We start from the raw sequence: 26301 nt of genomic DNA on the forward strand, positions 1-26301 counted from the left end.
CCACATCGCAGCAAGCTTCATCTTCTATCTCAAAGAATGAGTCCTGAGCCTAAGCACAGGTGATCGAAAGAGCGCGAGGCAGGGGCAGGTAATGCGAATTCGGTTACTGTCAGTGCTGGCGATGATGGCGAATATCATCTGCTCCCCATGTCAGGCGACGCCAATAGCTGATGCCTGGCACACGATTGCTGTCGAAGATAGTAACGCCGCCCTCAAGCTGATCGAGACAGGCCATCCCGGGGCTGCGCCGGAACTGGGTGATGCAGCCTTTCAGGCACGGCTCGTGCTGGCGAAAGCCCATGTTGCTGAACGCTTGCCGCAGGTGACTGATTACCCGGCCTATGCCGCCCTGATGGCTGGCCTTGCTGCCGATTTTCAGGATGGGCATATCTGGAACAACGCGATCGTCGGTGCCCAACGGATCAACACTTCCGGCATCCTGCTGATCCGCCAAGACGGTCATTGGGTGGTGGGCGCGCAGCAGACACTTGATGGCGAACCGGATATCAAAGGTTCCGTCCTGCTCGGCTGTGACGGCAAGGACGCCGATAGCTGGGCTTTCCCGCGCATCGCCCAATTCCGTGGCGACCCTGAACTGGAGGCGATCCGGTCCAGCGCGGCAGGCTGGCTGCTGCTGGATGAAGGCAACCCTTTCCTCGTTCGGCCGACACATTGTCGTTTCGTCAGACCGGGAGGCCAACCAAAGGACGTGACCCTGCACTGGCATCCAGCTCTCACGGCCCACGTGCGGGAAGCAGTCAGGCAGATCGCACGCCACGGTGACGCCGGATTGAGCGTCATGCCTTTTTCAGGCGGCTGGTGGATCGGGCTGGATACCTTCGAAGACGAGGCGCAGAAGTTCGTCGATCTGGTCCGAAATAATCAGGCCGCCCTCCGGACCGCCCCGATGGTCGTGATCGATCTGCGGGGGAATGGTGATGGGAACTCCCGATACTCTGATGCCATCGCTCGATCGCTGGTCGGTGATCCGCGCTTCGCTGCCGCCCAGGTACCGCTTCCCGCATGCTCCGGCGATTACTGGCGAGTTTCACCCGGCACGCTGGCCACTCTCCAGAACGATCTGGCACATGCAGAAGCGGAGCACGATACCGCTGGCATAAGCTTTTATCAGCCGGTCGTCAGCGACATGAAACAGGCTATTGCCAGCCATCGTGAGTTCTCTCCAGCGCTTCCAGCCTGCGCCCGCAATGCCCTGGCCGTTGATCAGGATACCGCGCCCCGGTCATTACCCCCGAGCAAGATGAAAGGACGGCTGGTGCTAATAACCGACCATAATTGTTTCAGCTCCTGCCTGATCGTCGCAAATCTCTTCCGACGGCTTGGCGCAGTGCCATGTGGGGGAAGCAACGGATCGATCCACCCGTTACATGGAAGTAAGGGAAGAAACCCTGCCATCAAAGCTGCGCGCCTTTTCAACGCTTCAGAAGGTAGAAATCGGGATCGGCAATTATGGACCTTATATGCCCGAGATCGCGTATCCAGGTGTGCTCAGCGACGATATTGCGCTGAAAACGTGGGTTGCCGCATTGCCAGACCGAAAGTGAGAGAAAGACATTGGCGGGTCGGGTCGCGATCAGTCGCCAGCATGCAATCCAGATCACTGAGCAATTACCGGAACAATTACCGGAACACGATTGTTGATTTATGTAATATCCATGAATTATTCATTATAAAGTAATATATATTATCGAAAAATATAACGTTATTATTTTATATCATGCTCGGATCAGGTCCAATGATAGAATAAAAATTCACAATTACAATTGTAATGCATGACATCCTCAGTAAAAAGGGCTACACCCATATGGATACAGCCCTTTTGATCATTCAACGCGAATATTCAATCAGGCAACCCGACGATGACCTCCGCGCGGGCCACCATGACCACCGGGACGACCACCACGGCCGCCGCCACCGGGGCGACCACCACGTCCACGGCCGCCGCCACCCAGCACGGGCGGGCGCATGGTCGAATTCGCAGCAGCCTCGGAATGATACGGATGCTCCTGCACGACCGGGATCTTCTTGCCGATCGTCTTTTCGATATCGCGCAGCCATGCACGCTGTTCGGCATCGCACAGCGATACGGCCCAGCCATCACGTCCCGCGCGCGCGGTGCGCCCGATCCGGTGCACATAGCTTTCCGGCACATTCGGCAGATCATAGTTGAAGACATGCGTGACATCATCAACGTCAATGCCGCGTGCCGCGATATCGGTCGCCACCAGCACCTTTACCGCGCCAGAGCGGAAGCCCGACATCGCGCGTTCGCGCGCGCCCTGCGACTTGTTGCCGTGGATGGCCTCCGCCGTTATACCATGCTCGTTCAGGAACGCGGCAACCTTGTTGGCTTCGTGCTTCATCAGCGTGAACACGACGGCACGCTCCACCTTGGGGGAGTCCACCAGCAGCTTCAGCGCCTCGCGCTTGTTGCCCGTATCCACATACATCACGGCCTGACGGATGCGGTCCACCGTACTGGACGGCGGCGTGACCTGCACCGTGGCCGGGTCACGCAGCAGACCGTGCGCCAGCTCCGAAATGCTCTTGGGCATCGTGGCGGAAAACAGCAGGGTCTGGCGATCGGTCGGCAGCGTTGCGACAATCTTGCGGATATCGCGGACAAAGCCCATGTCCAGCATCCGGTCGGCCTCGTCCAGGACAAGGATTTCCAGCCCGGACAGGTCGACATGCCCCTGCCCCATCAGGTCCAGCAGACGGCCCGGGGCGGCGACCAGCACATCGACACCGCGACGCAGTGCCTCGATCTGGCGTCCCTGCCCCACGCCACCGAAAACCACCGCATGGGTGAACTTCATATGACGGGCATAGGACGAGAAGCTGTCATCGATCTGTGACGCCAGTTCACGCGTGGGCGCCAGGACCAGCGCGCGCGCGCCCTTGGGATGGGCACGGCCCTTGCTGGTCAGCAGATGGTTTAGGATCGGCAGCGCGAATGCCGCCGTCTTGCCCGTGCCTGTCTGCGCCAGGCCCAGCAGGTCGCGTCCCTCAAGCAGATAGGGAATGGCGCCAGCCTGAATCGGGGTGGGCGTGGTATAGCCTTCCTCGTTGAGAGCCCGCAGCAGCGGCTCCGCAAGATGAAGATCGGCAAACGTTGTCATGAAAAGCGCCTCCTGGCGCAAGGAAATATGGCCGGAAACGTCACGACAGCATGCGCGTCCGGAAAAACCTGATGAAGGAACACAAGACCTGCCCCCGCAGATGTGCATGGGGCGGTCGTCTGTCGTCGCGAATTATCAGGTGTCGGGATGAAACTGGTCCTGTCGCTTCTGTCGTGTCCCCCGCGTCAAGGACACGCGCCTACATGCCAGCAATCGGGACAGGCGCGGTCCGTCCCTTGGACGCGGCTTCTATCCGTTTGCGTCCCGCCCCGCAAGTTTTTTCCGTCCGCCCCGCTCAGATGACCATTTAACCGGCCGGGAAACGGTCCGTGATGATGACCTCGCTGTCCGGCAGCGCGCCGACCCGTGGCAGGGCTTCCTGCGTGCCCCGGCCAATCACGACGAACATGGCGACGACATGATCGGCAGGCAGGTTGATCAGCTTTCCCACCGCATCATAATCAAACCCGTCCATGGGGCAGCTCTGGTATCCCTCTGCCGTGGCCGCCAGCATCAGCGTCTGGGCCGCAAGGCCCGCGCTCCGCATGGTTTCGTCGCGCTGCACCCATTCGCGACCGCTGTAATAATCGTGGATCATGCCGGCCATCTGGTCCTGCACCTCTTTCGGTGCCCCGTCGAAATAGCGGGCCGGGTTCTTTTTCCATGCATCCACGTCGGCACATACGACCACCAGCACCGAGGCATCGGTCACCTGCGCCTGATCCCACGCCACCTTGCGCAGTTCCCGACGCAGTTCCGGGTCCTTTACCACCACGAAGCGGCAATGCTGGATATTGAACGCGCTCGGCGCGTGCCGGGCCGCGTGCAGCAGCGCCTCAACCTGCGCATCGTCAATGTGATAGGTAGGATCATATGCCCTTATCGCGCGGCGCCTGCGAACGGCTTCCAGTGTATCCATGGTCTTTTTCTCCTGCCTGATCCGCCTGCGATGGCCGCAAGGCCTTACGGGCGGCTGTCCTTTATTCCGCCACAGCGTAACCCCTGCCCCCGCCGCTGGTCAAAGGACCGGGAATCGCCGGTCGGCCCGGATATCGCCATCATCACGACAGCGTGACATTCCTTCCGACAACCTTCATGCGCGACCGAAGTTATAACACGATGCCCTCAGCATGGTCCGGGATCGCATGATCCGGGCCTGACAAAGGATGGAGTACGAAGAATGGCGATCAAGAAATATGGAACGGCGCAGTGGGCCGGTGGCCTGAAGGATGGAAAAGGCAATGTTTCCACCGAAAGCGGCGCCCTGTCGAAACAGCCCTATGGCTTCAACACCCGCTTCGAAGATGCACCGGGCACCAATCCTGAAGAACTGATCGGCGCCGCCCATGCCGCATGCTTTGCAATGGCGCTGTCGGGCGTGCTGGGCGGAAAAGGCATCACTGCCGACCTGCTTGAAACCAAGTCCACCGTGTCGCTGGAAAAGCAGGATGACGGCTTTGCCGTGACCGGCGTGCATCTGGCCCTGCACGCCACCGTGCAGGACATCGATTTCGCGACGTTCAACGAACTGGCCAATACGGCCAAGGCCGGCTGCCCCATTTCAAAGCTGCTGAACGCGCCCATCACGCTGGAAGTCGTGCTGGAACAGTAAGCCCCTTCCTCAACGGGCGGGGAACATCACGTCCCTGCCTGTCCCCGATGGCGCAGAAGATGATCGGCCAGCACGCAGGCCATCATCGCCTCGCCCACCGGCACGGCGCGGATCCCGACGCACGGGTCATGCCGTCCCCTGGTCATGACATCCACGTTTCCGCCCGATCGCGTGACTGAAGGAACGGGGGTCAGGATCGAACTCGTGGGCTTGACCGCGAAACGCGCAACGATGGGCTGTCCCGTGGAAATGCCGCCCAGGATGCCGCCGGCATGGTTGGACAGGAAATGCAGCTGCCCATCGCGCATGCGCATGGGATCGGCATTTTCCTCGCCCGTCAGGGTGGCGGCGGTGAACCCGTCGCCAATTTCAACGCCCTTGACAGCATTGATGCTCATGAATGCCATGGCAAGGTCGGAATCCAGCTTGCCATAAATCGGCGCCCCCATACCCGCGGGCACGCCTTCGGCCACCACCTCGACAACCGCGCCAATGGAGGATCCATCCTTGCGAATCTGCGCAAGATAATCTTCCCACTGTCCCAGCATTACCGGATCGGGACAGAACAGCGGATTATCCTCCACCAGATCCCAGTCCCACCGCGCACGGTCGATCCCGAGAGCCCCGACCTGCACCAGCGCGCCGCGAATACGCACCCCCTGGCCCAGCACCTGCCGCGCGATCGCCCCCGCGGCAACACGCATCGCCGTTTCCCGGGCGGAGGAGCGGCCACCGCCGCGATAATCGCGAATGCCGTATTTGCGGTCATACGTGACATCGGCATGACCGGGGCGGTACCGTTCGGCAATGTCCCCGTAATCGCGTGAGCGCTGGTCGGTATTGTGGATGCTCAGGGAAATGGGCGTGCCGGTCGTCTGTCCCTCGAACACGCCGGACAGGATCTGCACCCTGTCGGCTTCCTGCCGCTGCGTCGTATATTTCGACTGCCCCGGCCTGCGCCGGTCAAGCCAGGGCTGGATGTCGGCCTCGTCCAGTTTCAGGCGTGGCGGACACCCGTCCACCACACAGCCGATGGCCGGACCATGGCTTTCGCCCCAGGTCGTGACGCGGAACATGTGTCCGAACGTGTTGTACGACATCGTGCCTGCCCCGCCGTCCTGACGTCAGCTTCCCGCGACGGTGATGTCGGGGGCCGTGGGGTTCTTCATCCCCACGATATGGTATCCGGAATCGACATGGTGGATTTCACCCGTCACGCCACCCGACAGATCGGACAGCATGTACAGGCCCGCGCCACCGACCTCCTCCAGCGAGACATTGCGTTCGAGGGGGGAATTGTACTGGTTCCATTTGAGGATATAGCGGAAATCGCCAATGCCATTGGCCGCCAGCGTCATGACGGGACCGGCGGAAATGCCATTGACGCGGATGCCATCCCCGCCAAGGTCAACGGCCATGTAGCGCACCGATGCCTCCAGCGCTGCCTTGGCGACGCCCATCACATTGTAATGCGGCATGACGCGTTCCGCGCCGAGGTAGGTCAGCGTCAGCAGCGAACCGCCCGACTTCATCAGCCGCGCCGCGCGCCGCGCCACGGCGGTAAAGGAATAGCAGGATATGTCGAGCGCCTTGAGAAACGCCTCACGCGGGGTATCGACATAACGGCCACGCAGGAACTGCTTGTCGGCCCATCCGATCGCATGCACCACGAAATCAAGCTGGCCCCATTCCTTTTCGATCGCCGCGAACGTCGCGTCGATCGCGGCATCGTCGCTGACATCGCACGGCAGGACCAGGCTGGACCCGACGGAGGCCGCCAGCGGACGCACCCGCTTGCCCAGTGCCTCGCCCTGATAGGTGAAGGCCAGTTCGCCACCCTGTTCGGCGACGGCGCGGGCGATGCCCCACGCGATGGAGCGGTCGTTCGCGACGCCCATGACAAGTCCGCGCTTGCCTTTCATCAAAGAACCCGTAGCGGAGATTTTGGCCGCACCGTCTGACATGCTACTACCCTTGGTGGTGAATGGCGTATGAAATTTCGGCATGGTGGTCGCACAAGCCGAAGCATCGGACAAGGTCCGGCGCGCGGAATTGTAGCGATTAATCCCGACGTCGTAATTTACCTTATATTTCCATATGTTTCTCATCAGGCCACGCGCGGGGTCGAAAAACGATCAGGCCACGGCCCCCGTCATATGACACACAGACCGGAAAACAGACATGACCGTCAAGCTGATTGACCTCAAGGCCGACCCCTTCGCCCTTTTCGATGCGTGGATGAAGGATGCGGTGGCGCACGAACCCAATGACCCGAACGCGATGGCGCTGGCGACCGCCACCCCGCAGGGCCGCCCCTCCGTCCGCATGATCCTGCTCAAGGGGGCCGATCGGCGCGGGTTCGTCTTCTATACCAACCTCAACAGCCGCAAGGCGGCCGAACTGAAGACCAATCCGCACGCGGCCCTGCTGTTCCACTGGAAAAGCATCCGCCGCCAGATCCGCATCGAAGGCCCGGTCGAGCCGGTAAGCGCGGCGGAAGCCGATACCTATTTCGCCAGCCGCAGCCGCATCTCCCGCCTTGGCGCGATTGCATCGAACCAGTCCCACCCCCTTGCGGACCGGGGCGTGTTCGAGGTGCGGCTGAAGGAACTGGAAGAACAATATCCCGGCGAGGACGCGGTGATCCCGCGCCCGGAGAACTGGAACGGCTTTCGCGTGGTCCCCGACAGTTTCGAATTCTGGCAGGATCGTCCCTATCGCCTGCACGACCGCGCGACATGGACGCGTGACGGGCAGGACGGCTGGATACGGCAGCGTCTTTATCCCTGAACTTGTCGCCCGCTTATCCGTTCCCTGAAAGAGAGAGTTTCTCGACACGCAGAATAAATAACAAACAGATCGAAAGGGGCCTCCATGCACATCCGCAAGATCCTGCTGCCTTTATCCGGCGCGGAAAATGCAGGGAGCGCCCTTGGCATTGCCGTGATGTTCGCGCGACGTTTCAACGCGCATATCGCCGGACTGCATGTTGGAAGCGACTGGCAGGAGGTCAGCCCCATAGCAGGCGAAGGGCTGTCAGGCGCGATGGTGCAGGAAATGATCGCCGCCGCCCTGCATGAAAGCGCGGGGCACCTGCGCGAGGTGCGACAGGCATTTCATGGCTTCATGGACGAGGAAAACATACCGCTCGTCGCGCCACGCTCCCCCCTTTCCACCATTCCGATGGACCGGCCCAGCGCCAGCTTCACCGCCATGGCGGGCAACATGTACACCGTCGTCGCCCATCAGGCGCGGATGTCCGATATCGTCATCGTGCGCAATACCGGGGCCAGCGGACAGGTCTCCTCCTCCGACGCGCTGCATGCGACGCTGTTTGACAGCGGGCGCTGCGTCGTGGTCGCCCCCATCGAACGGCCGGTCAGCGTGGGCCGCCGCATCTGCATTGCATGGAACGGCACGACGGAGGCCGCGACCGCGCTGCGCCATGCCCTGCCCTGGATTGTCGAGGCGGAGGACGTGCGCATCCTTTACAGCCGCAGCTACCAGCGGCTTGGGCCGGAAGCCCGCCACGTCAAGCATTACCTGGACATACACGGGGTGGACACGACGATGCACGAATTCCACGCGGACGGACGCAGCGTGGGCGCAGCCCTGCTGGAGGCATGCCGTGATTTCAAGGCCGACATGATGGTCATGGGCGCATATTCCCATTCCCGCCTGCGCCAGATGATTCTGGGGGGCGTGACACGGCATGTGCTGGAAAATGGGAAGCTTACGGTTTTCATGAGCCGATAACCACTATGCAAAATAGTGCAATACAGCAGCCACAAAGTCATATGCCCGTCATGCGCACGGCCCGGAATGTGTATTATTCCCCTTGCATGAGGAGACGATAGTGATTAACTCCTCACCAAATTAACGATGAAAGATCGTGAACTGCGGAGGGGGATCGTTTGGTGAAGATTGATCCGTCAATTATACGATCACTACAGGCCGAAGCGAACACGGCGCAGGCTGTGCTGCGGGGCGCCCTGACGGGGGAACTGCGTGGACGCATCGGGCTGGTTTCCTCGTTCGGGACGGAATCCGCCGTCCTGCTGGCGCTGGCCGCCGAAATCGATCCCGCGGTCCCTGTCCTGTTCCTCGATACGGGGCAGCATTTTCCCGAAACCCTTGCCTATCGCCAGGAACTGACGCGCTTCCTCGGACTGACGGACGTGCGCGATATCCATCCCGACCCCGCGCAGGTCCATGATCGCGACCCGCAGGGCCAGTTGTGGGCCTTTGATACGGACGCCTGCTGCGCGCTGCGCAAGGTGGAGCCGCTGGATGAAGCCCTGATCCCGTTTGACGGATGGATCACGGGGCGCAAGCGCAGCCAGGCGGCGACCCGCGCCAACCTGCCCATGATCGAACATCTTGATGACGGCCGCATCAAGATCAATCCGCTGATCCGCTGGACCCCGCGCGAACTGGATGCGGAAATGACGCGCCGGAACCTGCCGCGCCATCCGCTGAGCCTGCGGGGATATCCATCCGTCGGCTGCGCGCCGTGCACCCGCCCCGTCGATGCGGACGCCGACCCGCGTTCCGGCCGCTGGGCGGGACAGAGCAAGACCGAATGCGGCATCCACCTTCGCAGGGTATCCTGAATTCCGCACAACGGCCCCGTGTCCCACGGCGACAACTTTTTTGCCTTATCCTGTCACTGCTTCCCCGGAAAGGAAGGTCTGCAAACCCATGGACGATCTCGATCAGCTCGAAGCCCAGAGCATTTTCATCCTCCGCGAGGCCTATCGCAAGCTCAAGCCGCTGGCGATGCTATGGTCGCTGGGCAAGGATTCCAACGTGATGGTCTGGCTTGCGCGCAAGGCGTTCCTTGGGCGCGTGCCGTTTCCCGTCATGCATGTCGATACCGGCAAGAAATTCCCGGAAATGTACCAGTTCCGCGACGAATATACCAAGAAATGGAACCTCGACCTGCTGCTGGGCGACTGCCCGGCGGTGGAGGAAATCGACCCGACCCTGCCGCCGGCCGCACGTTCGGCCGCGCGCAAGACGGCGGGCCTTGCCGCGATGATCGAAAAATACAAGCTGGCGGGCGTCATCGCGGGCATCCGCCGCGATGAACAGGCCACCCGCGCGAAGGAACGCGTGTTCAGCCCGCGCGGTGCCGGCCACAAATGGGACGTACGCAACCAGCCGCCCGAATTCTGGGACCAGTACGCGACCCCGCATGAACCCGGCATGCATATCCGCGTCCATCCCCTGCTGTCATGGCGGGAAATCGACATCTGGCGGTACATCGAGCGCGAGGGCATTCCCCTTGTCGACCTGTATTTCTCGAAAAATGGCAAGCGTTACCGTTCGCTGGGGGATCAGGACATCACCAATCCTGTCGAAAGCAACGCCAGCACGGTGGCCGAGGTGATCGCCGAACTGGAAACCTCGCGCACGTCGGAACGGGCGGGCCGCGCGATGGATCATGAATCCGAGGATGCGTTCGAGCGTCTTCGCGTTGCTGGTTACCTGTGAACGTCGGGCCGAGCGGAGCTGCAAGGACATGAATACGATTTCTCCCCCCGCCTCGCAGGAGGCAGCCACCCCGATCGTGATCGTCGGCCATGTCGATCACGGCAAATCCACCCTGATCGGACGCCTGCTGTACGATACCGACAGCCTGCCTGACGGACGGGTGGCGCAGATCATTGAATCCAGCACGAAGCGCGGCCTGTCGGTTGAATGGAGCTTCCTGCTCGACAGCCTGCAGATCGAGCGCGACCAGGGCGTGACCGTGGATTCGACACGCATCCCGTTCCGTCTGGGGCAGCGCCAGTTCGTGATCGTCGATGCGCCGGGCCACCGGCAGTTCCTGCGCAACATGATCACCGGCGCCGCCGATGCCGAAGCCGCCGTCCTGGTGGTTGACGCCGCCGAGGGCGCGCAGGAACAGACGCGCCGCCATGCCATGCTGCTGCGCCTGATCGGCATTCGCCACGTCATCGTCCTGATGAACAAGGTCGACCTGCTGGATTACGACGAAGCCAGGATCACGGCCTCCGAACACAGCGTGGCCGCCCTGCTCAAGCAGCTGGAAATCGAGCCGACCCTGTTCGTGCCGGCCTCCGCCCGCGAAGGTGACAATATCGCATCGCGGTCCGAACGGATGAAATGGTACAAGGGCCCGACCCTGACCGAGGCGCTGGCCCGCGTGCCGGCCCCCTCCTCGCGTTCGGACCTGCCGCTGCGCCTGCCGGTGCAGGACGTCTATCGCTTTGACGCCCAGCGCGTCGTCGTCGGCCGTATTGAACGTGGCCGCATCCATATCGGCGATGAGGTCGTGATCGGACGCCACGGCACCGTGGCGCGCATCGCGACGATCGAAAGCTGGCACACCGCCGTGCAGGAGACGGCGGTGGCGGGACAGTCGGTCGCCATCACGCTGGAACCCGACGTGATTCCCGACCGTGGCGACCTGCTTTTCCCGCCGACGGAGGCGCCATTGCAGGGCGCGCGCGTGCGTGCGCGCCTGTTCTGGCTGCGTCAGGAGCCGCTGCGCGTTGGCGAGAGTTTCCGCCTGCGGCTGGCGACGGCGGAACATCAGGTGACGGTGGCATCCATTGATTCCGTCGTGCGCCTGGAGGACCTGACCGAACATCCCGCCGACGTGGTTCCCCCCGAAGGGTTCGCCGAAATCACCCTCGCCGTGTCCGAGACGATGCAGTTCGACCCGTTCCTGCCCGGCACGGCGGATGGACGTGGCGTCCTGGTGGACCGCAACCAGCAGATCGTGGGCGGCGTGCCCCTGATCGGGGTGGCAGACATCGTTGCCGGGACCAACGCCATCCATCCGACCGGCAGCACCGTTTCCCTGTGGGACCGTGCACAGGCCAAGGGACATCGTGGCGGTGTTTTCTGGATGACGGGCCTGCCCGGCGCAGGGAAAAGCACCATCGCGCGCGCGGCCGAACTTCAGCTGTTCTCCCGCGGGATGGATGTCTCGGTGCTTGACGGGGATACGCTGCGCGCCGGCCTGTGTTCCGACCTTGGCTTCAGCGAAGCGGACCGGCGTGAAAACGTCCGTCGCGCCGCCGCCGTGGCGCGTATCCTTGCCGACAGCGGACAGGTCGTGCTGGTCGCCCTGATTTCGCCCACGGTCGCCGATCGTGAACTCGCACGCCAGATCGTGGGCGACGGGTTCCACGAGGTTTTTGTCGATACGCCGCAGCCCACCTGTGAATCCCGCGACCCCAAGGGACTCTATGCCGCGGCACGATCGGGCAAGATTTCAGGTTTCACCGGCGTGGATGCCCCGTATGAGGCCCCTGCCAAACCTGACCTGCGCCTTTCGACCGATGGCCGGGACGTACCGGCAACCGCGCGTGACCTTGTCACGTTCATTGCCCGGACGGTTGCCCTGACCTCAACGGGGTCCGGTTCCTGAGGAATGGAACAGGGTGGGCGGATATTTCCGTCCACCCGCTCCGGTCCGGCCAGCCCCGTTTGCGCGGCGGGGAATATATCTGGCATCGGGCATAAATATAAAATATACACAAATCACCGCGTAAACCCTGCGCATTTCCATTCATCACAGTGGAAATGCGCCATCTGCCTTGCCTGAGAGGGATCGACCAGAAGTGGACGTCAGGAACAACCGCCGCACGACAACGGGTTCAAGCGTTGTTACGGCCAATCGCCTTCTGGACGGGCGCATCGTCTGGCTGACGGATCAGGGCACATGGTCCGGGAATATCGCGCATGCCGCGGTATGGCCGAATGACCACATTGAATCCGTCATCGCGGATACGGCGCGACACCAGCAGGAACAGGGCGTGGTCGGCGTGTACGGGGTGCAGCTTGATGACCGGGCGGCGGGGATCTGTCCGCTGACGGTGCGCGAACGCATCCGCGCCTTTGGTCCCACGGTCCATCCCCAGTTCGCGCCTGGCGCGCCGCAGGAGGATATTGCCCATGTCTGAGATCCCTGTGTCCGAACCCACCACCGCAGCCGTCGGGCGCTATGCCTACGATCAGGTGGACCGCACGTTCCTGCATGAACGGGTGGAACAGTTCCGCGATCAGGTGGCGCGCCGCATCTCGGGCGAGCTGAGCGAAGATCAGTTCAAGCCCCTGCGCCTGATGAACGGGCTCTATCTCCAGCTGCATGCCTACATGCTGCGTGTTGCGATCCCCTATGGCATGCTCGGCGCGGCGCAGATGCGCGAACTGGCGCATATCGCGCGTACGTATGACCGTGATTACGGACATTTCACCACCCGGCAGAACATCCAGTTCAACTGGATCCGGCTGGAGGATACGCCGGACATCCTCGGCCGTCTGGCCGGGGTGGACATGCACGCCATCCAGACCAGCGGCAACTGCATCCGCAACGTGACCTGCGATGAATTCGCCGGCGCGGCGGCGGATGAAGTGCTTGATCCACGCATCCATGCGGAAATCCTGCGGCAGTGGTCCACCCTGCATCCCGAATTTTCCTTTCTGCCCCGGAAATTCAAGATCGCCATTACCGGCAGTCCCCATGACCGGGTCGCGGCGCGTTTCCATGATATTGGCCTGATCGCCCGTCCGGGCGACAACGGGCGTGCGGTTTTCGACGTGTATGTCGGCGGCGGTCTGGGACGCACGCCGGTCATCGGGGTACTGCTGCGCGACAGCCTGCCGGAAGAAGACCTGCTGGCATGGCTGGAGGCGATCGTGCGCGTCTATAACGCCCACGGGCGTCGCGACAACATGTACAAGGCACGCATCAAGATCCTGGTGCAGGCCCTGGGCATCGAACGTTTCCGCGAGGAAGTCGATGCGGAATTCGCGCAGATGGACCGCACGCGCTACCGGCTGGAACCCGCGATCGTGGACGCAATCCGCGCGCGTTTCGCCGTGCCGGACCTTCAGGCCCCGGCGGATGCGGCCGCGCGGATGAACGACGCACGGGCACGTGTCCCCGCCTTTGACCGCTGGGTACGCACCAATACGCATCCGCACCGGATGGCGGGCTTCATTTCCGCGGTGATTTCGCTGAAACCTGACGGGGGTATTCCCGGCGACGTGACGGCGGACCAGATGGACGCCATCGCCGACATTTCCGAACGCTACAGCTTTGGCGAAATCCGCATCACCCACATGCAGAACGTCGTTCTGGGCCATGTGCGGCAGGATCAGCTGCATGCGCTGTGGCAGGAACTGCTGGCGGTCGGGCTGGCGACACCCAATATCGGGCTGGTCGGGGACATCATCGCCTGCCCGGGACTGGATTACTGCTCGCTTGCCAATGCACGCTCCATTCCGATCGCCCAGAAGCTGAGCGCACGTTTCGCGGATGCCGAACTGCAGGAACGTATCGGGGCGCTGCGGATCAACATCTCCGGCTGTATCAACGCCTGCGGACATCATCATGCCGGGCATATCGGCATTCTGGGGGTGGACAAGCGTGGGGAGGAATATTTCCAGCTGACGCTGGGGGGATCAGGCGAAAACGACGCCGCCATTGGCCAGATACTTGGCCCCGCCCTGCCGGAAGATGAAACCGTCGATGCGATCGCAGCCCTGATCGATGCCTATCTGGTGCATCGTCGCGACGATGAACGCTTTGTGGATACCTATCGGCGGCTTGGCGCTGCCGTCTTCAAGGATGCTGTCTATGCCACTGCTTGAAAATGGCCGGATTGTCGCGGATGGCTGGACAGACGTCGCCGATGACGCCCCCTGCCCCGACAGGAACGCGATCATCGTATCGTCCGCCCGCCTGGAAGAGGCACTGGCCCGGGCGGAGGCCGCACCGGTTGGCGTGCGGCTGGCGCCTGATGATGACATCGCGTTCCTGCGCCCCGTCCTGCCCCGCCTTGGGCTGGTATGCGTGAACTTTCCCACGTTCCGGGACGGCCGCGCGTTTACGCAGGCGCGTGCCCTGCGCGAACATCTGCATTTCACGGGTGAAATCCGCGCGACCGGCCCTGCCCTGCCGGATCAGTATGAATTCATGCTCCGCTGCGGCATTACGACCGTCGAGATTCCCAATGGCAGCGATCCTGCCATATGGGAAAAGGCGCACCGGCGCATCACCGTGGCCTACCAGCCCTCGGTCCTGCATGAAAAAGCGCAGGGGTTCGGCTTCCGACGCTTTCTCGACGCATGACATGACGCGGGGGAAGGATCGCGGCGTCAGTTCTTCTTTCCCCCTGTCATTGCGCATGCTAACCGCATGAAAATGCGAACGCGTGCGCCGGATCGGGCCAGGCTGCCCCTTGCTGAAAGATTATGCGGCCGGCTATCGGCCGGCATATGGGCGGTCGTGGCGGAAGCACTCGCCCCCGCGCTGCGGCTTTACCTGCAACGGCGCGTATGGCGGGGCAAGGAAATTGCCGGGCGTGTCCGTGAACGTCGCGGCATCGCGACACAGCCCCGTCCCGAAGGGCCGCTGCTATGGCTACATGCCGTCAGCGTGGGCGAAACGTTATCCATTCTTCCCGTCATTGCAGCACTTCGTCACGACAGGCCTGATCTGGGGTTCCTTGTCACCACGGCCACGACCACGGCGGCACGCCTGCTGGTGCAGCGCCTGCATGAACTGCCCGATGACATGCGCGTGGTGCATCAGTTCATGCCGCTCGACGTGCCGACATGGATGCATCGCTTCGTCAGGCACTGGCATCCCGATGGCGTGGTTCTGGCGGAAAGCGAATTATGGCCGAACATGGTTTCGGCCTGCAGGCATGAAGATATCCCCCTGGTCCTGATCAACGGGCGCATGTCCGATCGTTCCTATGCCATGTGGCAACGCCTGCCGTGCCTGATCACGCGCATGCTGCGTTCGTTTGCATGGATCTGCGCACGCTCGGACGAGGACGCACGGCGGTTCCGGGCGCTGGGCGCCGAGAAAGTAGCACTGGTGGGGGACCTGAAGGATGCCGCCCTTCCCCTGCCGCATGATGATGGCGGGGTGGCCCAGATCAGGAAACAGATCGGGCAGCGTCCAGTCTGGATCGCGGCATCCACCCATCCGGGGGAAGAGGAAATCGTCCTTCGCGCGGCTGAACTGGCACGTCAGAAAGTGCCCGGACTGCTGACCATCCTGATCCCCCGCCATCCCGAACGCGGGGCGGCACTGCTGCAGCATACGGGCCCGAATACCCCCCGCCGCGCGCTGGGGCAGTCCCCCGCCCCTCATGATCCCGTATGGATCTGTGACACGCTGGGGGAGATGGGGCTGTTCTATGCGCTGCATTGTCCGGTGCTGATGGGCAACAGTCTTCTTTCCCCACCCGAAGGTGGCGGCCATAATCCCATGGAACCGGCACGGCAGGGCAATGCCCTTGCGACCGGTCCTGCGATCGCCAATTTCCGGCAGGCATATGGCGTGCTTGGCGATGCCGTCGCCCATGTTTCCGACGAACGGACGCTGGCGCTCTGGCTGGAAGAGATGCTGTGCAATCCGCAGGCATTGCGGCATGCCATCGCGGCAAGCAGCAACGCATGCGTCAACGATACCCACATCTCGCAGCGCGTCGCGTGGGGAATCCTCCAAGCCGTGTATTTCAGGGCCGTGTATTCCTGATGCGGGCTCCGCGTTTCTGGGACTGGGATGCCGGTTTCCACAGTCCGGCCGCCCGACTGCTGTCCCCCCTCGCCGCGATATATGGCGCGATCAGCGCCCGGCGCCAGCATCGCAGGCCATGGCATGCCCCGGTACCGGTCCTCTGCTGTGGCAATCTGACGGCAGGCGGGACGGGCAAGACAACGGTTGCGCTGGACCTTGGGGGGCGTCTTGTGGCCCGTGGCCGCGCCGTTGCCTTCCTCACCCGGGGGTATGGTGGACGGATCGGCCATCCGGCACGGGTTGATCCGGCACGGCACACGGCCCGTGACGTTGGGGATGAAGCCCTGCTGCTGGCGGCGCTGGCCCCCTGTTATGTCGGGGGCGACAGGGCGCGGACAGCGCGTCTTGCGATTTCAGACGGGGCGGACTGCCTTGTCATGGATGACGGCCTGCAGAATCCGGGGCTCTGGCGTGACTGCTCGCTGGTGGTGATGGATGGGTATCAGGGTTTTGGCAATGGCCGCGTCATCCCCGCCGGCCCCTTGCGCGAACCCGTTCCCAACGGTCTTTCACGGGCACAGGCGATGGTCATGATCGGCCCCGACCGGACCGGACTGATCCGCCATCTGCCGCCAGACATGCCATGCCACCATGCCACCCTGCGCCAGAAGGAAAGCGGCCTGCCGCCGGGCTGCGGGGTCGTGGCATTCGCGGGGATTGGCCGTCCCTCCAAATTCTTCGATGGCCTGCGGCAGTCGGGCCTCAGCCTGCGACGCGGCATCGCATTTGCCGACCATCATCCCTATCGTCGCAGGGAACTGGAGCAACTGCTTGAAATTTCAAAAAACATGGACGCCCGACTTGTGACTACGCCCAAGGATTTCGTGCGCCTGCCTTCCGCCTTTCGCGGACATGTCACGGCGGTCGGGGTCGGCCTGCACTGGTCCGATCCCCACGCGCCTGACCATCTGCTGGATGCGTGGCTGAAAGGACGCAGCTGATGGACCGTCCCGCCAGTCCCCCACGACGCATGTGGATCGAGGCCATGCTGCTTTCCTGCCTGCTGGCGGGACTGCGTCGCATGAAGCCCGATCAGGCGTCCAACGCGGCAGGATGGCTGTGTCGCGCAATCGGCCCCTGGCTGCCGGTTTCAAGGGTGGCGGACGCCAACCTGCGATACGTCATGCCGCATCTTTGCGCACGGTCGCGACGACGCATCATTCGGGACATGTGGGAAAATATCGGCCGCAATGCGGGTGAGCTTCCCCATCTGGGAAAACTGCCGCACAACCCGGCCTCCGGGCCGGGATGGGACGTGATCGGCGAAGAACACCTCCGGTCCCATGCCCGGACCGGGCAGCCCGTCATGTTCGTATCAGGCCACATCGGCAACTGGGAAATGCTGCCACCGGCTGTGGCACGGTATGGGCTTGTATTCTCCTCTTTCTATCGCGCGCCCAACAATCCCTATGTGGACCGCATGCTGTGCGATCTGCGTGACGAGGCCATGGGACAGGCGGTCCCCCTGTTCGCCAAGGGGGCGCGTGGCGCGCGACAGGCACTGGCCCATCTTATCCGTGGCGGCCATCTGGGCATGCTGGTGGACCAGAAAATGAATGATGGAGTCGAGGCGCGTTTCTTTGGACAGCCCGCAATGACAGCCAGCGCCATGGCGGCGATGGCGCTGCGGCAGCGTTGCCCGGTCATCGCGGGATATGTGGAACGGCTGGGCCCGGCACGGCTGCGCATCCATGTTTCCGCCCCGATGGAGCTTCCCGATACGGGGGACCGGAAACGCGACCAGATGCTGCTGACCCAGCAGGTCAACGATTACATTGAACAGAAAATACGCCAGCATCCGGGCAGTTGGCTATGGCTACATCGCCGATGGAATAGGCAACTGCCTAAAAAATAGCATTTTAATGACACTAAAACGCAACAAAGCATTGCTTTTTTGCCACGGTCGGCAATTTCTGCCTCTTTCTGCGGCTTTCCACGACAGATTCAGTTTGGCAAGCACTCATGCAAGACTTACGGTCAAGGTGTGCTGTTAACGCATAGGATAGTCAGAGGGCCGACATTATGAACATGATGGATCATGAGGTTTCTGCCTCCAACGTTGTTCCGTTCCGCCTCGGGTTCCTGCCCCGGCATTACGAATACCTGATGCGCTGGCTGCAGGCGGGTATGTGCATGGGACTGTGCGATGTTGACGTGGCTTCCGCCGACGAGGGCGAGGATATCGAACATGTGCTGGTGTGGGTGCGTGAAAACGCCGACCCTGCCTATATGATCCGTCCCGAAGGCATGCGCTGGGTCCTGATCGACCAGTTGCGTGACCGCCGCCTTTCTTCCTATCGCAGCTTCGAAGCGGCGCTGTACGCAATTCGCCCCGTGCTGTCATGTGGCGCGACTGCTGCGGCATGATTGCCGCAGCCTTTCATTATATTCGCGCGTAAGCGGGGAAAGTTCCCCGGCTTTCAGTTCGTGCCGTTCTGCAGGCGTCCCGATGGGGCCTGAACAATCCGGCTGCCGCCTTCGGGCAGGATCTGGAAAATTGCCAGATCCCGGCGTGTCCGACCATTCCCGGTAAATCCAAACACGCCATCCACCCCTGAAAACCCTTCCGGCCGGGTCAGGGCTGTCACGGAATACCCGTTTTTCGCCCCCGGCGCACGGGGGGCCTGATCTAGCGCCTTTACCAGCGCGGCCGCGTCATACGACAGATCCGCCAGCGGCGTGGGCATGTGGTGATACTGCGCCATGAACAGCTGCACGAAATGCTGGCGGCTGGCCGGGTCCGGCGCGGCGTACCAGGCATTCTGCAACTGCGCCAGCTTGCCCGCGAAAGCCCCCCACAGTCCCGGCCCCATGATCCGTGTCTCGGTCGGGGAAATCTGGGCCGTGCGCATGGCCGCGATGACATGACCAAGCTGCAGCCCGGTATCCGCCAGCAAAAGCGCATCGAACGGCGGTGGCGGCAGGTGGACCTCCTGGGGCGCGGGCGGTGCCGGGGGCGTGGCTGCTTCTGGCGCAGCAGACGAATCGGGATTGGCGGGATCGACGCCTGCGGGCGCGGGTTCCTGCGCGGCCGTGGCCGCCGCCTGCGTGGCTGCGGTCGCAGCGCGACTTTCGTAGGCAGAGAACGTCTTCAGCTGTTCGGTAATTTCGGTGGTGGTCGCGCCGTGGTACACGATCTGGGGCGAGGACAGGCCATGTTCGCTGCAGCTCTGCTGAAGCGCACTTCCCATCGCGTGCCCCAGCGCGTTATCAGGCAGGAACGCCGCGAAATGCTGGCGGTTTTCCTTTATTGCCGCACCCACCATGCGACGCACCTGCTGTTCCGGGGCGATCCCCAGGATCCAGACATCAGGCCGCGCAACCGAAACGTCGGACGTGAAAGCCAGCATCGGCAGGTCCGTCTGCGCCGTGACCGTCGCCGCCTGCGTCGCGTCACCAGCGGTCAGGGGGCCAAGAATGATGCCATCCTTCGCCTTTACCGCGGCCTGTGCCGCGGCAGTCGCCCCACCCGGGGCCGCCGTATCGTGGACATCAAGCGTGGGGGCGCCCGGCGTATTCATGGCCATCCGCGCGGCGCTGAGCATTTCCTGACCCAGTCGCGCGTTATTGCCCGTCAGGGGCAGCAGGACGCCCACATTGCGTCCGGCATGCGACGTCCCGGGTCCATGACCGCCCCCCGCGCAGGCGGCAAGCGTGGACATCAGCACCCCGGCCATCAATAAGCTCTTGCAAGGGAAGCCCTGAGTGGCAGAAACAGTATCCTGTTCAAATCTGCGGGTTACCAATGTCTGACGACTCATTTCTTGCGCCTCTGCAATCTCGATCCGCAATGATCCATAGCGGAGAAGCGCAGGCGCGTCATGCAGGGAAAGAAGATATGCACGTCATATCATCGCAAGAAGGCGGGATACTGACGCTGGTGGCGACGCCGATCGGCAATCTGGGCGATATTTCAGCCCGTGCCGTGGAATGCCTGAACGAGGCGGACCTGATCCTGTGCGAGGACACGCGCACCAGCGCGAAGCTGCTGCAGGCCCACGGCATCAAGACCCGGACCCGCCCCCTGCATGACCATAACGAGCAGGAGCGCATTCCCGGCCTGCTGGAACTTCTGGAACAGGGACGCAGGATCGCGGTCATTTCCGACGCAGGCACGCCCCTGATGTCGGATCCCGGCTACCGGCTGGTGCGCGCCGTAATCGCGGGCGGCGGCCATGTAACCGCCGTTCCGGGGGCGAACGCGGCCGTCATGGCGCTGACCCTGTCGGGACTGCCGCCGCATCCTTTCATGTTCTGCGGGTTCCTTCCCCCACGCGATTCGGCACGGCGGGAGAACCTGTCCGTCCTGCGCGCGGCGGAACAGGCGGGACTGTCGGCCACCATCATCTGGCATGAGGCCCCGCACCGACTGGCGGAAATGCTTGCATCGCTGGCGGAGGTATTCGGGCCGGAACGTCCCGCTGCCGTAGCGCGCGAGCTGACCAAACGGTTTGAGGAAGTCCGGCGCGGCCCGGTCGGGGAACTGGTGGCGCATTACCTCGACCATGCGGCGCGTGGGGAAATCACGGTCGTCCTCGGCCCGCCGCCCGCCGACGATACGGGGTCACGGGATCTGGACACCCACCTGCGCGAGGCCCTGAAGACCCTTTCGATCAAGGATGCGGCGTCGCTGGTGGCGGGGATCGTCAACCTGCCCCGCCGCACGGTCTATGCCCGGGCGCTGGAGCTGACGCGCGACGCCGGGTAACGCGCCGGGAAGCGTCTTCCCTCCCTACTTGTCCCCGATATCAGTGTCGAACAGGCGGTCAGGCGGCGGCGGACCGCCGACGGTGGCATGCAGCAGGTCCACGCGCGTGCTGGCCCCCTGCGCATCCTGAACGATCCAGCCCCGCAGCAGCAGGGTCTTGCCCTCATGAAACAGCAGGGTGAGGCTGCCATCGCCGGGGGATTCATCGCGCACCAGCGTGATTTCAATCTCCGGGCCTTCATGCATCAGGGCCGTCACGCGCACATCGCCCGACAGTTCCAGATGCGGACGCAGCAGAAGCCCGATGGGGGTCTTATCCATCGGCATGGTCGTGGTCTGGCCCAACTGGCTGTCGTTGAAGACAACCTGATCATGGTTGGCCACCAGCAGAAGCGGGCTTGGCGCATCATACTGAAAGCGCATGCGACGGTTCGTGCGGTCCAGCCACGCCGTGCCCGTGGACTGCTTGCCATCCGGGGCCACCTGATGGAACTGCGCCGTCAGCAGCGTGATGGTATTGAGGTGATCCTCGATTCGCTTGATCAGCGCATGGTCCTGATCCGATGCCCCCACGACCATCTGCGCCATGACGGGCCGAGGATGCAGCACTGTCCCGCCGCCAAGCAGCAGCGCAAGCGCCAGCAGGCGCATGCCGCGCGGATGCGGGAAATGGAAGCCATCAGGATGTTTCATCGAAAAGGAACCCGGCCAGAAAAAGCGCATGCACGTGGGTGCCCCATCACTTCGTCAAGATCAAGGCGTGAGCGGCGAAAGAGTCAGCCGGAACTGCCGATCAGCACGCCGGCGACGAACACCAGCGCGCCGCCGATGACGATCTGGACAATGGCGGAGCCGAACGGCGTGTCCTGATACCGCCACCGTATCCACGAAATGACGAATAGTTCGAGGATGACCACGATAATCGCCGCCATCAGCGCCGACGTGAAATTGTCGATAAGGAACGGCAGCGTATGGCCGATTCCCCCCGCCGTGGTCATCAACCCGCAGATCAGCCCGCGCAGCAGCGGCGCGCCACGACCCGACAGCTTGCCATCATCAGACAGGGCCTCGGCAAAGCCCATGGAAATTCCGGCGCCGACCGATGCCGCCATGCCAACCAGAAATGCATTCCACGGCACGTGGGTGGCGAAGGCGGCGGCAAAAACCGGCGCAAGCGTGGACACCGACCCGTCCATAAGGCCAACCAGACCGGGCTGGATAATCTGCAGGACAAAGCGGCGGCGGGCGTCCTCGTCCTCCATCTCGCGCTTGGAGGCGGGCAGCCGGTCCAGTTCAATCGCCCCGGCCGCCTGTTCGTGCCTGTCTTCGGCCAGGGCAAGATCGCCCAGCAGCTTGCGGGTTTTCGCGTCCGTGGTGCGTGTCGCGGCCTGACGGTAGAAGCGCGCCGCATCCAGTTCCATCTGGCGGGCGTGGCGACGCACGACATCAATCCCCTGCCCCTGGATCTGCCATGCTGGCTTGCGCACCAGAAAGCCCGCGATGTCCTGACGGCGGATCAGGGGAATGTGGGGGCCGAACCTGGTGGCATAGAGGTCGATCAGATCACGCCGATGCTGGTCCTCCTCCGCCGCCATGTCGGAAAAGATTTTCGATGTATCGGGGAATTTGTCCCGCGTGGCGTAAGCAAAGTCGGAATAGATGCGCCCGTCCTCTTCCTCGTTCGAAATGGCGAGGGCAAGGATTTCCTGATCCGTCAATGTCGAGAATTTACGCATGCATTACTGTATGCAGAAAGCGCGTATTACGCTCAAGTCATTTCACGAAACGAAAGTAATTCTCATTATACAGAAACAACCCGAAGACATGCAGAACAATAAAGGAAAAATTACTGTTTTTCTGAAAATGCCCGTATCCAAATACCTGATCGCATCGTCATTACATGCTTCCGGTCATCGTTATTTGATAACCGGAAGTCATGTGCGGACGCTGAATTCCAATCAGATCGCGGCTTCGTCAAAAATACGCGTCACATCCCCGTTCCAGCGCCCGTGATAGGCCGCAAGCCATGCCTCGGCCTGTATCGGCCCGCCCGCAACGATTTCGTGCAGCGGTGCGAGGTACTGCGTTTCATCCGCGCCCGTCGCATCCCGGCACGCGCGGGCGCGCAATCCGTCCGTGGCGATTTCCACCATCCGCGCGGCCAGTTCCCGCGCCCTGCCCCCCGCCCACGGGGCATCCAGCCCCAGACGCGGCACCTGCGCGCGCAGGTCGACATAACTGGTCCAGGGCTGTTCATGCACCAGCGCGTCGGCCGCGCTTAACGCGGCGTCATCATACAGAAGCCCCACCCACAACGCGGACTGCGCCAGCATCATTTCCGGCGATCCGGCGTCCGCGCCGCGCATCTCCAGAAACTGCTTGAGCCGCACGTCGGTAAAGGCGGTGGTCATGTGATCCTCGAAATCGCCGATTGTCGGCGTCAGCCCGTCCAGTCCCTCCTGGTACTCCCCCTTCATCCATGCACGGAAGGAGCGGCCGGCCACGTCATGGATCCTGCCGTCGCGCATGATGAAATACATCGGCACGTCCAGCAGCCATTCGACATAGGCCTCGAACCCGAAGGAAGGCGCGAAGAATTCCAGCGGCATGCCCGAACGCCGGTTGTCCGTGTCCGTCCAGACATGGGCCCGGTTCGACAGCAGCCCGTTGGGGTGGCCTTCGTAAAACGGGGAGTTCGCGAAGAGCGCCGTCGCCACCGGCTGCAGCGCGAGGGAGACACGCATCTTGCGTATCATGTCCTGTTCGGACGAGAAATCCAGATTGACCTGCACGGTGCATGTCCGCAGCATCATGTCCAGCCCCAGGCTTCCGACCCTGGGCATATAGGCCTGCATGATGGCATAGCGGCTTTTGGGCATGCGGGGCATGTCCTCGCGCCGGGCGAAGGGATGAAAGCCCAGCGGCGCGAACCCCAGCCCCAGCATCTCACAGATCGGATGGAGGTCGTTGAAATGCCCGGCCATCTCCGCCCGTGTTTCATGCAGGCTCGCAAGGGGCTTGCCCGACAGTTCGAACTGTCCCGCCGGTTCCAGAGAAATCGACGCGCCCTTCTGCGTATTCAGCCCTTTCAGGCCGATCAGCGCCCCTTTGTCACGGATGTCATGCCATATCGTGCCGTTGTGCTGCTGCATGGCGGACAGGACGGCGTGAATCCCGTCAGGCTCGTACGGCGGGGGCATCCACGGCCTGTGGCCGGGCCGCGTGGCCTGGGGGCGTATGAAGCCGAATTTCTCGTGCTCGGTGCCGATCCGCCACGCATCTTTTGGTTTTTCCCCCTGCGCCAATACGCCGGCAAGCTGGGAAACCGATTCGATCGGGGTTGTATCTTGATCGCCAGGATTGGACATGACGGGGCGGAAATCCTCGTTACAGAAATAGGACAGGGCATAATGGACCGGATGTGGCCCCTATGCCAGAAAGCGGCGCGGTCTATAACCCCGAAACGGCCTGCCTGCGCAGACCGGCCCCCATCAGGGCCAGTCCGGCCGCGGCCGCCGTATCCGCGCGCAGTACAAGCGGCCCAAGCGACAGGACGCATGCAAAGGGCTGCCTGCGCAGGAACTCCTGCTCCCGCGGGGAAAAACCGCCCTCCGGCCCGATCAGCAGGCCATCGCCAGGGCGGGCGGCGGGGAGTCCGTCCGGATCCGGTGCGGGTTCCAGACGCTCAAGCGCAACGAACAGTCGCATATTCGACGGGTAGTGCGCAATTACGTCCGTCAACGGACAGGGCGGGCGGATATCGGGAACATCCAGCCGCTCGCACTGTTCGCTGGCTTCGCGGGCGATCGCGCCCAGTCGCGTCTCGTTCAGGCGATGGGTATTCGTCCGCTCCGTAAAAACCGGGTGGAAGCAGCCCACCCCCAGTTCGGTGCCCATGCGGATAACCATTTCCGTGGCATCACGTTTCAGCGGCGCGAAGAAAAGAACCGGCCCCGCCGTGGCATGGGGCGCGCGTTCCATCCGCGTCAGGCGTATTTCCCCCCGGTCGCGGCGCAACGTCTCGATCCCGGCGGACCATTCGCCATCGCGGGCATTGAACACGACGACCCGCGCCCCGGCGGACAGGCGCAGGACGTTGCCCAGATAATGCGCCCGATCGGGTTCGAGGCGGACCACCATGTCAGGCTGCAACGGCGGATATGCCTGGGGGTCCATGAACAGGCGGGGGCTGTCCCTCATGATGTTTCCTTTGTCTGTGGCCTGCGATCGTATCGGCCCGGACTTGACCGCGTGCGATCATCCGGCCCATCTGTCTTCCGCATTAGCAGTCAGGTTGTCCGGCGTCATGCCGGACCTCATCGCCGGGAGAATACATGTCGTGACCCAGCCTGCGTCCCATACCGACATCCGCACAGACGGCTGGATCGGACGGCTGCCCGCCCCGGTGCGTCCCTATGCGCTGCTGGCGCGGCTGGACCGGCCCATCGGGACGTGGCTACTGTTCCTGCCGGGGGTATGGGGCATCCTGCTGCCCGCCGGGGTCGAACCGCGTGAGCGGATGCGCCTGATCGTGCTGTTCGGCATCGGCAGCATCGTCATGCGGGCTGCGGGCTGCGTCGTCAATGACATGTGGGATCGCGACATCGACCGGATGGTGGCACGGACCGCGGGCCGCCCGTTGGCCAGCGGCGCGCTGCGCATGCGCGAGGCGGGGCTGTTCCTGCTGGCGCTGCTGCTGATCGGGTTCAACATCCTGATGTGCCTCAATCCCCTGTCGCGGGTGCTGGGCGCGTCCTCGCTTCTGCTGGTGGGGCTGTATCCCCTTGCCAAGCGCGTGACATGGTGGCCCCAGCTTGTCATGGGATTCACCTTTGGCTTTGGCGCGCCACTTGGCTACGCGGCGGCGGCGGACCACCTCGATCTGGCGCAGGCGGCGCTTTATGCCGCCACCATCATGTGGCAGCTCGGCTTTGATACGATCTATGGCTTTCAGGACATGGAGGACGACGCGCGCATCGGCGTCAAATCCACCTCGCGCCTGATGGCCAGCCAGGCGCGCGGCTTCGTCGGGGCGTGTTATGTCATCGCACTGGCGGCGCTGGCCACGGCGGCCGCCCTTTCCCATCAGGGATGGGGTTTCTGGGTAACGCTGCCCCTGCCGGCCGCACTGCTGGCGTGGCAGGTCGCGCGGCTTGACGAACATGACGCCCCGCAATGCCTGCGCCTGTTCCGTTTCAACCGTGAAACCGGCCTTGCCGTGGCGCTGGTCCTGCTGGCGGGCCTGATGACGCGCTGAAGGTGC

At 62.9% G+C, this 26301-nt stretch carries 25 protein-coding genes; 16 read left to right on the plus strand and 9 right to left on the minus strand.

Annotation, left to right across the window (positions count from 1 at the left end; all coding sequences use genetic code 11):
- Window positions 1–91: 91 nt before the first annotated feature.
- The gene (locus NJLHNGOC_RS13385) at window positions 92–1699 is read left to right on the plus strand and encodes a S41 family peptidase (protein ID WP_113596818.1); all 1608 of its coding nucleotides are present in this window, start codon (window positions 92–94) and stop codon (window positions 1697–1699) included.
- 166 nt (window positions 1700–1865) lie between these two features.
- Here NJLHNGOC_RS13385 and NJLHNGOC_RS13390 read toward each other — a convergent pair whose 3' ends face one another.
- Window positions 1866–3143, minus strand: coding sequence for a DEAD/DEAH box helicase (locus NJLHNGOC_RS13390; protein ID WP_113596819.1), 1278 nt, complete (start codon window positions 3141–3143; stop codon window positions 1866–1868).
- Between the two features lie 307 nt (window positions 3144–3450).
- Window positions 3451–4062, minus strand: coding sequence for a nitroreductase family protein (locus NJLHNGOC_RS13395; RefSeq protein ID WP_113596820.1), 612 nt, complete (start codon window positions 4060–4062; stop codon window positions 3451–3453).
- A gap of 261 nt (window positions 4063–4323) precedes the next feature.
- On the opposite strand from NJLHNGOC_RS13395, the gene NJLHNGOC_RS13400 reads away from it, so the two are divergent.
- Window positions 4324–4755, plus strand: a complete 432-nt coding sequence (locus NJLHNGOC_RS13400; RefSeq protein WP_113596821.1) for an OsmC family peroxiredoxin — start codon at window positions 4324–4326, stop codon at window positions 4753–4755.
- A 26-nt stretch (window positions 4756–4781) separates the two neighbouring features.
- On the opposite strand, the gene aroC is transcribed toward NJLHNGOC_RS13400, so the two are convergent.
- On the minus strand, window positions 4782–5855 hold the full coding sequence (aroC, locus tag NJLHNGOC_RS13405; protein ID WP_113596822.1) for a chorismate synthase: 1074 nt from the start codon (window positions 5853–5855) through the stop codon (window positions 4782–4784).
- Between the two features lie 24 nt (window positions 5856–5879).
- Window positions 5880–6719 carry an enoyl-ACP reductase FabI gene (gene fabI, locus NJLHNGOC_RS13410; protein ID WP_110526455.1) on the minus strand — a complete coding sequence of 280 codons (840 nt, stop codon included), beginning with the start codon at window positions 6717–6719 and terminating at the stop codon, window positions 5880–5882.
- Between the two features lie 217 nt (window positions 6720–6936).
- Between fabI and pdxH the strand changes: the two genes are divergently transcribed.
- From pdxH to NJLHNGOC_RS13470, 12 genes are all read left to right on the plus strand, one after another.
- Window positions 6937–7545, plus strand: a complete 609-nt coding sequence (pdxH, locus tag NJLHNGOC_RS13415; RefSeq protein ID WP_113596823.1) for a pyridoxamine 5'-phosphate oxidase — start codon at window positions 6937–6939, stop codon at window positions 7543–7545.
- 84 nt (window positions 7546–7629) lie between these two features.
- The gene (locus tag NJLHNGOC_RS13420) at window positions 7630–8511 is read left to right on the plus strand and encodes a universal stress protein (protein WP_110526449.1); all 882 of its coding nucleotides are present in this window, start codon (window positions 7630–7632) and stop codon (window positions 8509–8511) included.
- 161 nt (window positions 8512–8672) lie between these two features.
- Window positions 8673–9368: a phosphoadenylyl-sulfate reductase gene (locus NJLHNGOC_RS13425; RefSeq protein WP_113596858.1), complete on the plus strand. Its 696-nt coding sequence runs from the start codon at window positions 8673–8675 to the stop codon at window positions 9366–9368.
- 88 nt (window positions 9369–9456) lie between these two features.
- Window positions 9457–10251: a sulfate adenylyltransferase subunit CysD gene (cysD, locus tag NJLHNGOC_RS13430; protein ID WP_113596824.1), complete on the plus strand. Its 795-nt coding sequence runs from the start codon at window positions 9457–9459 to the stop codon at window positions 10249–10251.
- Window positions 10252–10279: 28 nt separating this feature from the next.
- Window positions 10280–12160, plus strand: a complete 1881-nt coding sequence (cysC, locus tag NJLHNGOC_RS13435; RefSeq protein ID WP_113596859.1) for an adenylyl-sulfate kinase — start codon at window positions 10280–10282, stop codon at window positions 12158–12160.
- Between the two features lie 193 nt (window positions 12161–12353).
- Window positions 12354–12695 (plus strand): DUF2849 domain-containing protein, encoded by a 342-nt coding sequence (locus tag NJLHNGOC_RS13440; protein WP_113596825.1) that lies wholly within the window; start codon window positions 12354–12356, stop codon window positions 12693–12695.
- The gene (locus NJLHNGOC_RS13445) at window positions 12688–14388 is read left to right on the plus strand and encodes a nitrite/sulfite reductase (RefSeq protein ID WP_113596826.1); all 1701 of its coding nucleotides are present in this window, start codon (window positions 12688–12690) and stop codon (window positions 14386–14388) included. Before NJLHNGOC_RS13440 ends, NJLHNGOC_RS13445 begins: the two co-directional genes overlap by 8 nt.
- Window positions 14375–14869: a DUF934 domain-containing protein gene (locus tag NJLHNGOC_RS13450; RefSeq protein ID WP_113596827.1), complete on the plus strand. Its 495-nt coding sequence runs from the start codon at window positions 14375–14377 to the stop codon at window positions 14867–14869. The genes NJLHNGOC_RS13445 and NJLHNGOC_RS13450 overlap by 14 nt, the downstream gene beginning before the upstream one ends.
- Window positions 14870–15025: 156 nt before the next feature.
- Complete coding sequence (locus NJLHNGOC_RS13455) at window positions 15026–16288, plus strand: 3-deoxy-D-manno-octulosonic acid transferase (protein ID WP_239021539.1); 1263 nt, start codon at window positions 15026–15028, stop codon at window positions 16286–16288.
- Window positions 16288–17271, plus strand: coding sequence for a tetraacyldisaccharide 4'-kinase (gene lpxK, locus NJLHNGOC_RS13460; protein ID WP_113596829.1), 984 nt, complete (start codon window positions 16288–16290; stop codon window positions 17269–17271). Before NJLHNGOC_RS13455 ends, lpxK begins: the two co-directional genes overlap by 1 nt.
- The gene (locus NJLHNGOC_RS13465) at window positions 17271–18185 is read left to right on the plus strand and encodes an LpxL/LpxP family acyltransferase (RefSeq protein WP_113596830.1); all 915 of its coding nucleotides are present in this window, start codon (window positions 17271–17273) and stop codon (window positions 18183–18185) included. The genes lpxK and NJLHNGOC_RS13465 overlap by 1 nt, the downstream gene beginning before the upstream one ends.
- Window positions 18186–18358: 173 nt before the next feature.
- Complete coding sequence (locus NJLHNGOC_RS13470; protein ID WP_110526647.1) at window positions 18359–18697, plus strand: hypothetical protein; 339 nt, start codon at window positions 18359–18361, stop codon at window positions 18695–18697.
- A 53-nt stretch (window positions 18698–18750) separates the two neighbouring features.
- On the opposite strand, the gene NJLHNGOC_RS13475 is transcribed toward NJLHNGOC_RS13470, so the two are convergent.
- On the minus strand, window positions 18751–20007 hold the full coding sequence (locus tag NJLHNGOC_RS13475) for a penicillin-binding protein activator (RefSeq protein WP_338045554.1): 1257 nt from the start codon (window positions 20005–20007) through the stop codon (window positions 18751–18753).
- 68 nt (window positions 20008–20075) lie between these two features.
- On the opposite strand from NJLHNGOC_RS13475, the gene rsmI reads away from it, so the two are divergent.
- Window positions 20076–21038 (plus strand): 16S rRNA (cytidine(1402)-2'-O)-methyltransferase, encoded by a 963-nt coding sequence (gene rsmI / locus NJLHNGOC_RS13480; protein WP_408890938.1) that lies wholly within the window; start codon window positions 20076–20078, stop codon window positions 21036–21038.
- Between the two features lie 24 nt (window positions 21039–21062).
- Here the strand turns inward: rsmI and NJLHNGOC_RS13485 are convergent, their stop codons facing one another.
- The 4 genes from NJLHNGOC_RS13485 to NJLHNGOC_RS13500 all read right to left on the minus strand — a co-directional run bounded on the left by NJLHNGOC_RS13485 (window position 21063) and on the right by NJLHNGOC_RS13500 (window position 25238).
- The gene (locus NJLHNGOC_RS13485) at window positions 21063–21731 is read right to left on the minus strand and encodes a LolA family protein (RefSeq protein ID WP_239021540.1); all 669 of its coding nucleotides are present in this window, start codon (window positions 21729–21731) and stop codon (window positions 21063–21065) included.
- An 83-nt stretch (window positions 21732–21814) separates the two neighbouring features.
- Window positions 21815–22774, minus strand: coding sequence for an iron exporter MbfA (gene mbfA, locus NJLHNGOC_RS13490; protein WP_113596833.1), 960 nt, complete (start codon window positions 22772–22774; stop codon window positions 21815–21817).
- A 222-nt stretch (window positions 22775–22996) separates the two neighbouring features.
- On the minus strand, window positions 22997–24406 hold the full coding sequence (locus NJLHNGOC_RS13495; RefSeq protein ID WP_113596834.1) for a glutamate--cysteine ligase: 1410 nt from the start codon (window positions 24404–24406) through the stop codon (window positions 22997–22999).
- 82 nt (window positions 24407–24488) lie between these two features.
- The gene (locus NJLHNGOC_RS13500) at window positions 24489–25238 is read right to left on the minus strand and encodes a 16S rRNA (uracil(1498)-N(3))-methyltransferase (RefSeq protein WP_113596835.1); all 750 of its coding nucleotides are present in this window, start codon (window positions 25236–25238) and stop codon (window positions 24489–24491) included.
- A gap of 106 nt (window positions 25239–25344) precedes the next feature.
- Between NJLHNGOC_RS13500 and ubiA the strand changes: the two genes are divergently transcribed.
- Entirely contained in the window at window positions 25345–26295 is a 951-nt protein-coding gene (gene ubiA, locus NJLHNGOC_RS13505) for a 4-hydroxybenzoate octaprenyltransferase (protein WP_408890941.1), read from the plus strand.
- Window positions 26296–26301 lie beyond the last annotated feature (6 nt).

This window comes from Novacetimonas cocois (assembly GCF_003311635.1).
Lineage (GTDB): Bacteria > Pseudomonadota > Alphaproteobacteria > Acetobacterales > Acetobacteraceae > Novacetimonas > Novacetimonas cocois.

Coding starts and splice junctions, on each gene's coding strand:
- NJLHNGOC_RS13385 (WP_113596818.1), top strand. CDS start 92: ATGCGAATTCGGTTACTGTCAGTGCTGGCGATGATGGCGAATATCATC.
- NJLHNGOC_RS13390 (WP_113596819.1), bottom strand. CDS start 3,143: ATGACAACGTTTGCCGATCTTCATCTTGCGGAGCCGCTGCTGCGGGCT.
- NJLHNGOC_RS13395 (WP_113596820.1), bottom strand. CDS start 4,062: ATGGATACACTGGAAGCCGTTCGCAGGCGCCGCGCGATAAGGGCATAT.
- NJLHNGOC_RS13400 (WP_113596821.1), top strand. CDS start 4,324: ATGGCGATCAAGAAATATGGAACGGCGCAGTGGGCCGGTGGCCTGAAG.
- aroC (WP_113596822.1), bottom strand. CDS start 5,855: ATGTCGTACAACACGTTCGGACACATGTTCCGCGTCACGACCTGGGGC.
- fabI (WP_110526455.1), bottom strand. CDS start 6,719: ATGTCAGACGGTGCGGCCAAAATCTCCGCTACGGGTTCTTTGATGAAA.
- pdxH (WP_113596823.1), top strand. CDS start 6,937: ATGACCGTCAAGCTGATTGACCTCAAGGCCGACCCCTTCGCCCTTTTC.
- NJLHNGOC_RS13420 (WP_110526449.1), top strand. CDS start 7,630: ATGCACATCCGCAAGATCCTGCTGCCTTTATCCGGCGCGGAAAATGCA.
- cysD (WP_113596824.1), top strand. CDS start 9,457: ATGGACGATCTCGATCAGCTCGAAGCCCAGAGCATTTTCATCCTCCGC.
- cysC (WP_113596859.1), top strand. CDS start 10,280: ATGAATACGATTTCTCCCCCCGCCTCGCAGGAGGCAGCCACCCCGATC.
- NJLHNGOC_RS13445 (WP_113596826.1), top strand. CDS start 12,688: ATGTCTGAGATCCCTGTGTCCGAACCCACCACCGCAGCCGTCGGGCGC.
- NJLHNGOC_RS13450 (WP_113596827.1), top strand. CDS start 14,375: ATGCCACTGCTTGAAAATGGCCGGATTGTCGCGGATGGCTGGACAGAC.
- lpxK (WP_113596829.1), top strand. CDS start 16,288: ATGCGGGCTCCGCGTTTCTGGGACTGGGATGCCGGTTTCCACAGTCCG.
- NJLHNGOC_RS13465 (WP_113596830.1), top strand. CDS start 17,271: ATGGACCGTCCCGCCAGTCCCCCACGACGCATGTGGATCGAGGCCATG.
- NJLHNGOC_RS13470 (WP_110526647.1), top strand. CDS start 18,359: ATGATGGATCATGAGGTTTCTGCCTCCAACGTTGTTCCGTTCCGCCTC.
- NJLHNGOC_RS13475 (WP_338045554.1), bottom strand. CDS start 20,007: ATGGCCGGGGTGCTGATGTCCACGCTTGCCGCCTGCGCGGGGGGCGGT.
- rsmI (WP_408890938.1), top strand. CDS start 20,076: ATGTCTGACGACTCATTTCTTGCGCCTCTGCAATCTCGATCCGCAATG.
- NJLHNGOC_RS13485 (WP_239021540.1), bottom strand. CDS start 21,731: ATGAAACATCCTGATGGCTTCCATTTCCCGCATCCGCGCGGCATGCGC.
- mbfA (WP_113596833.1), bottom strand. CDS start 22,774: ATGCGTAAATTCTCGACATTGACGGATCAGGAAATCCTTGCCCTCGCC.
- NJLHNGOC_RS13495 (WP_113596834.1), bottom strand. CDS start 24,406: ATGTCCAATCCTGGCGATCAAGATACAACCCCGATCGAATCGGTTTCC.
- NJLHNGOC_RS13500 (WP_113596835.1), bottom strand. CDS start 25,238: ATGAGGGACAGCCCCCGCCTGTTCATGGACCCCCAGGCATATCCGCCG.
- ubiA (WP_408890941.1), top strand. CDS start 25,345: ATGCCGGACCTCATCGCCGGGAGAATACATGTCGTGACCCAGCCTGCG.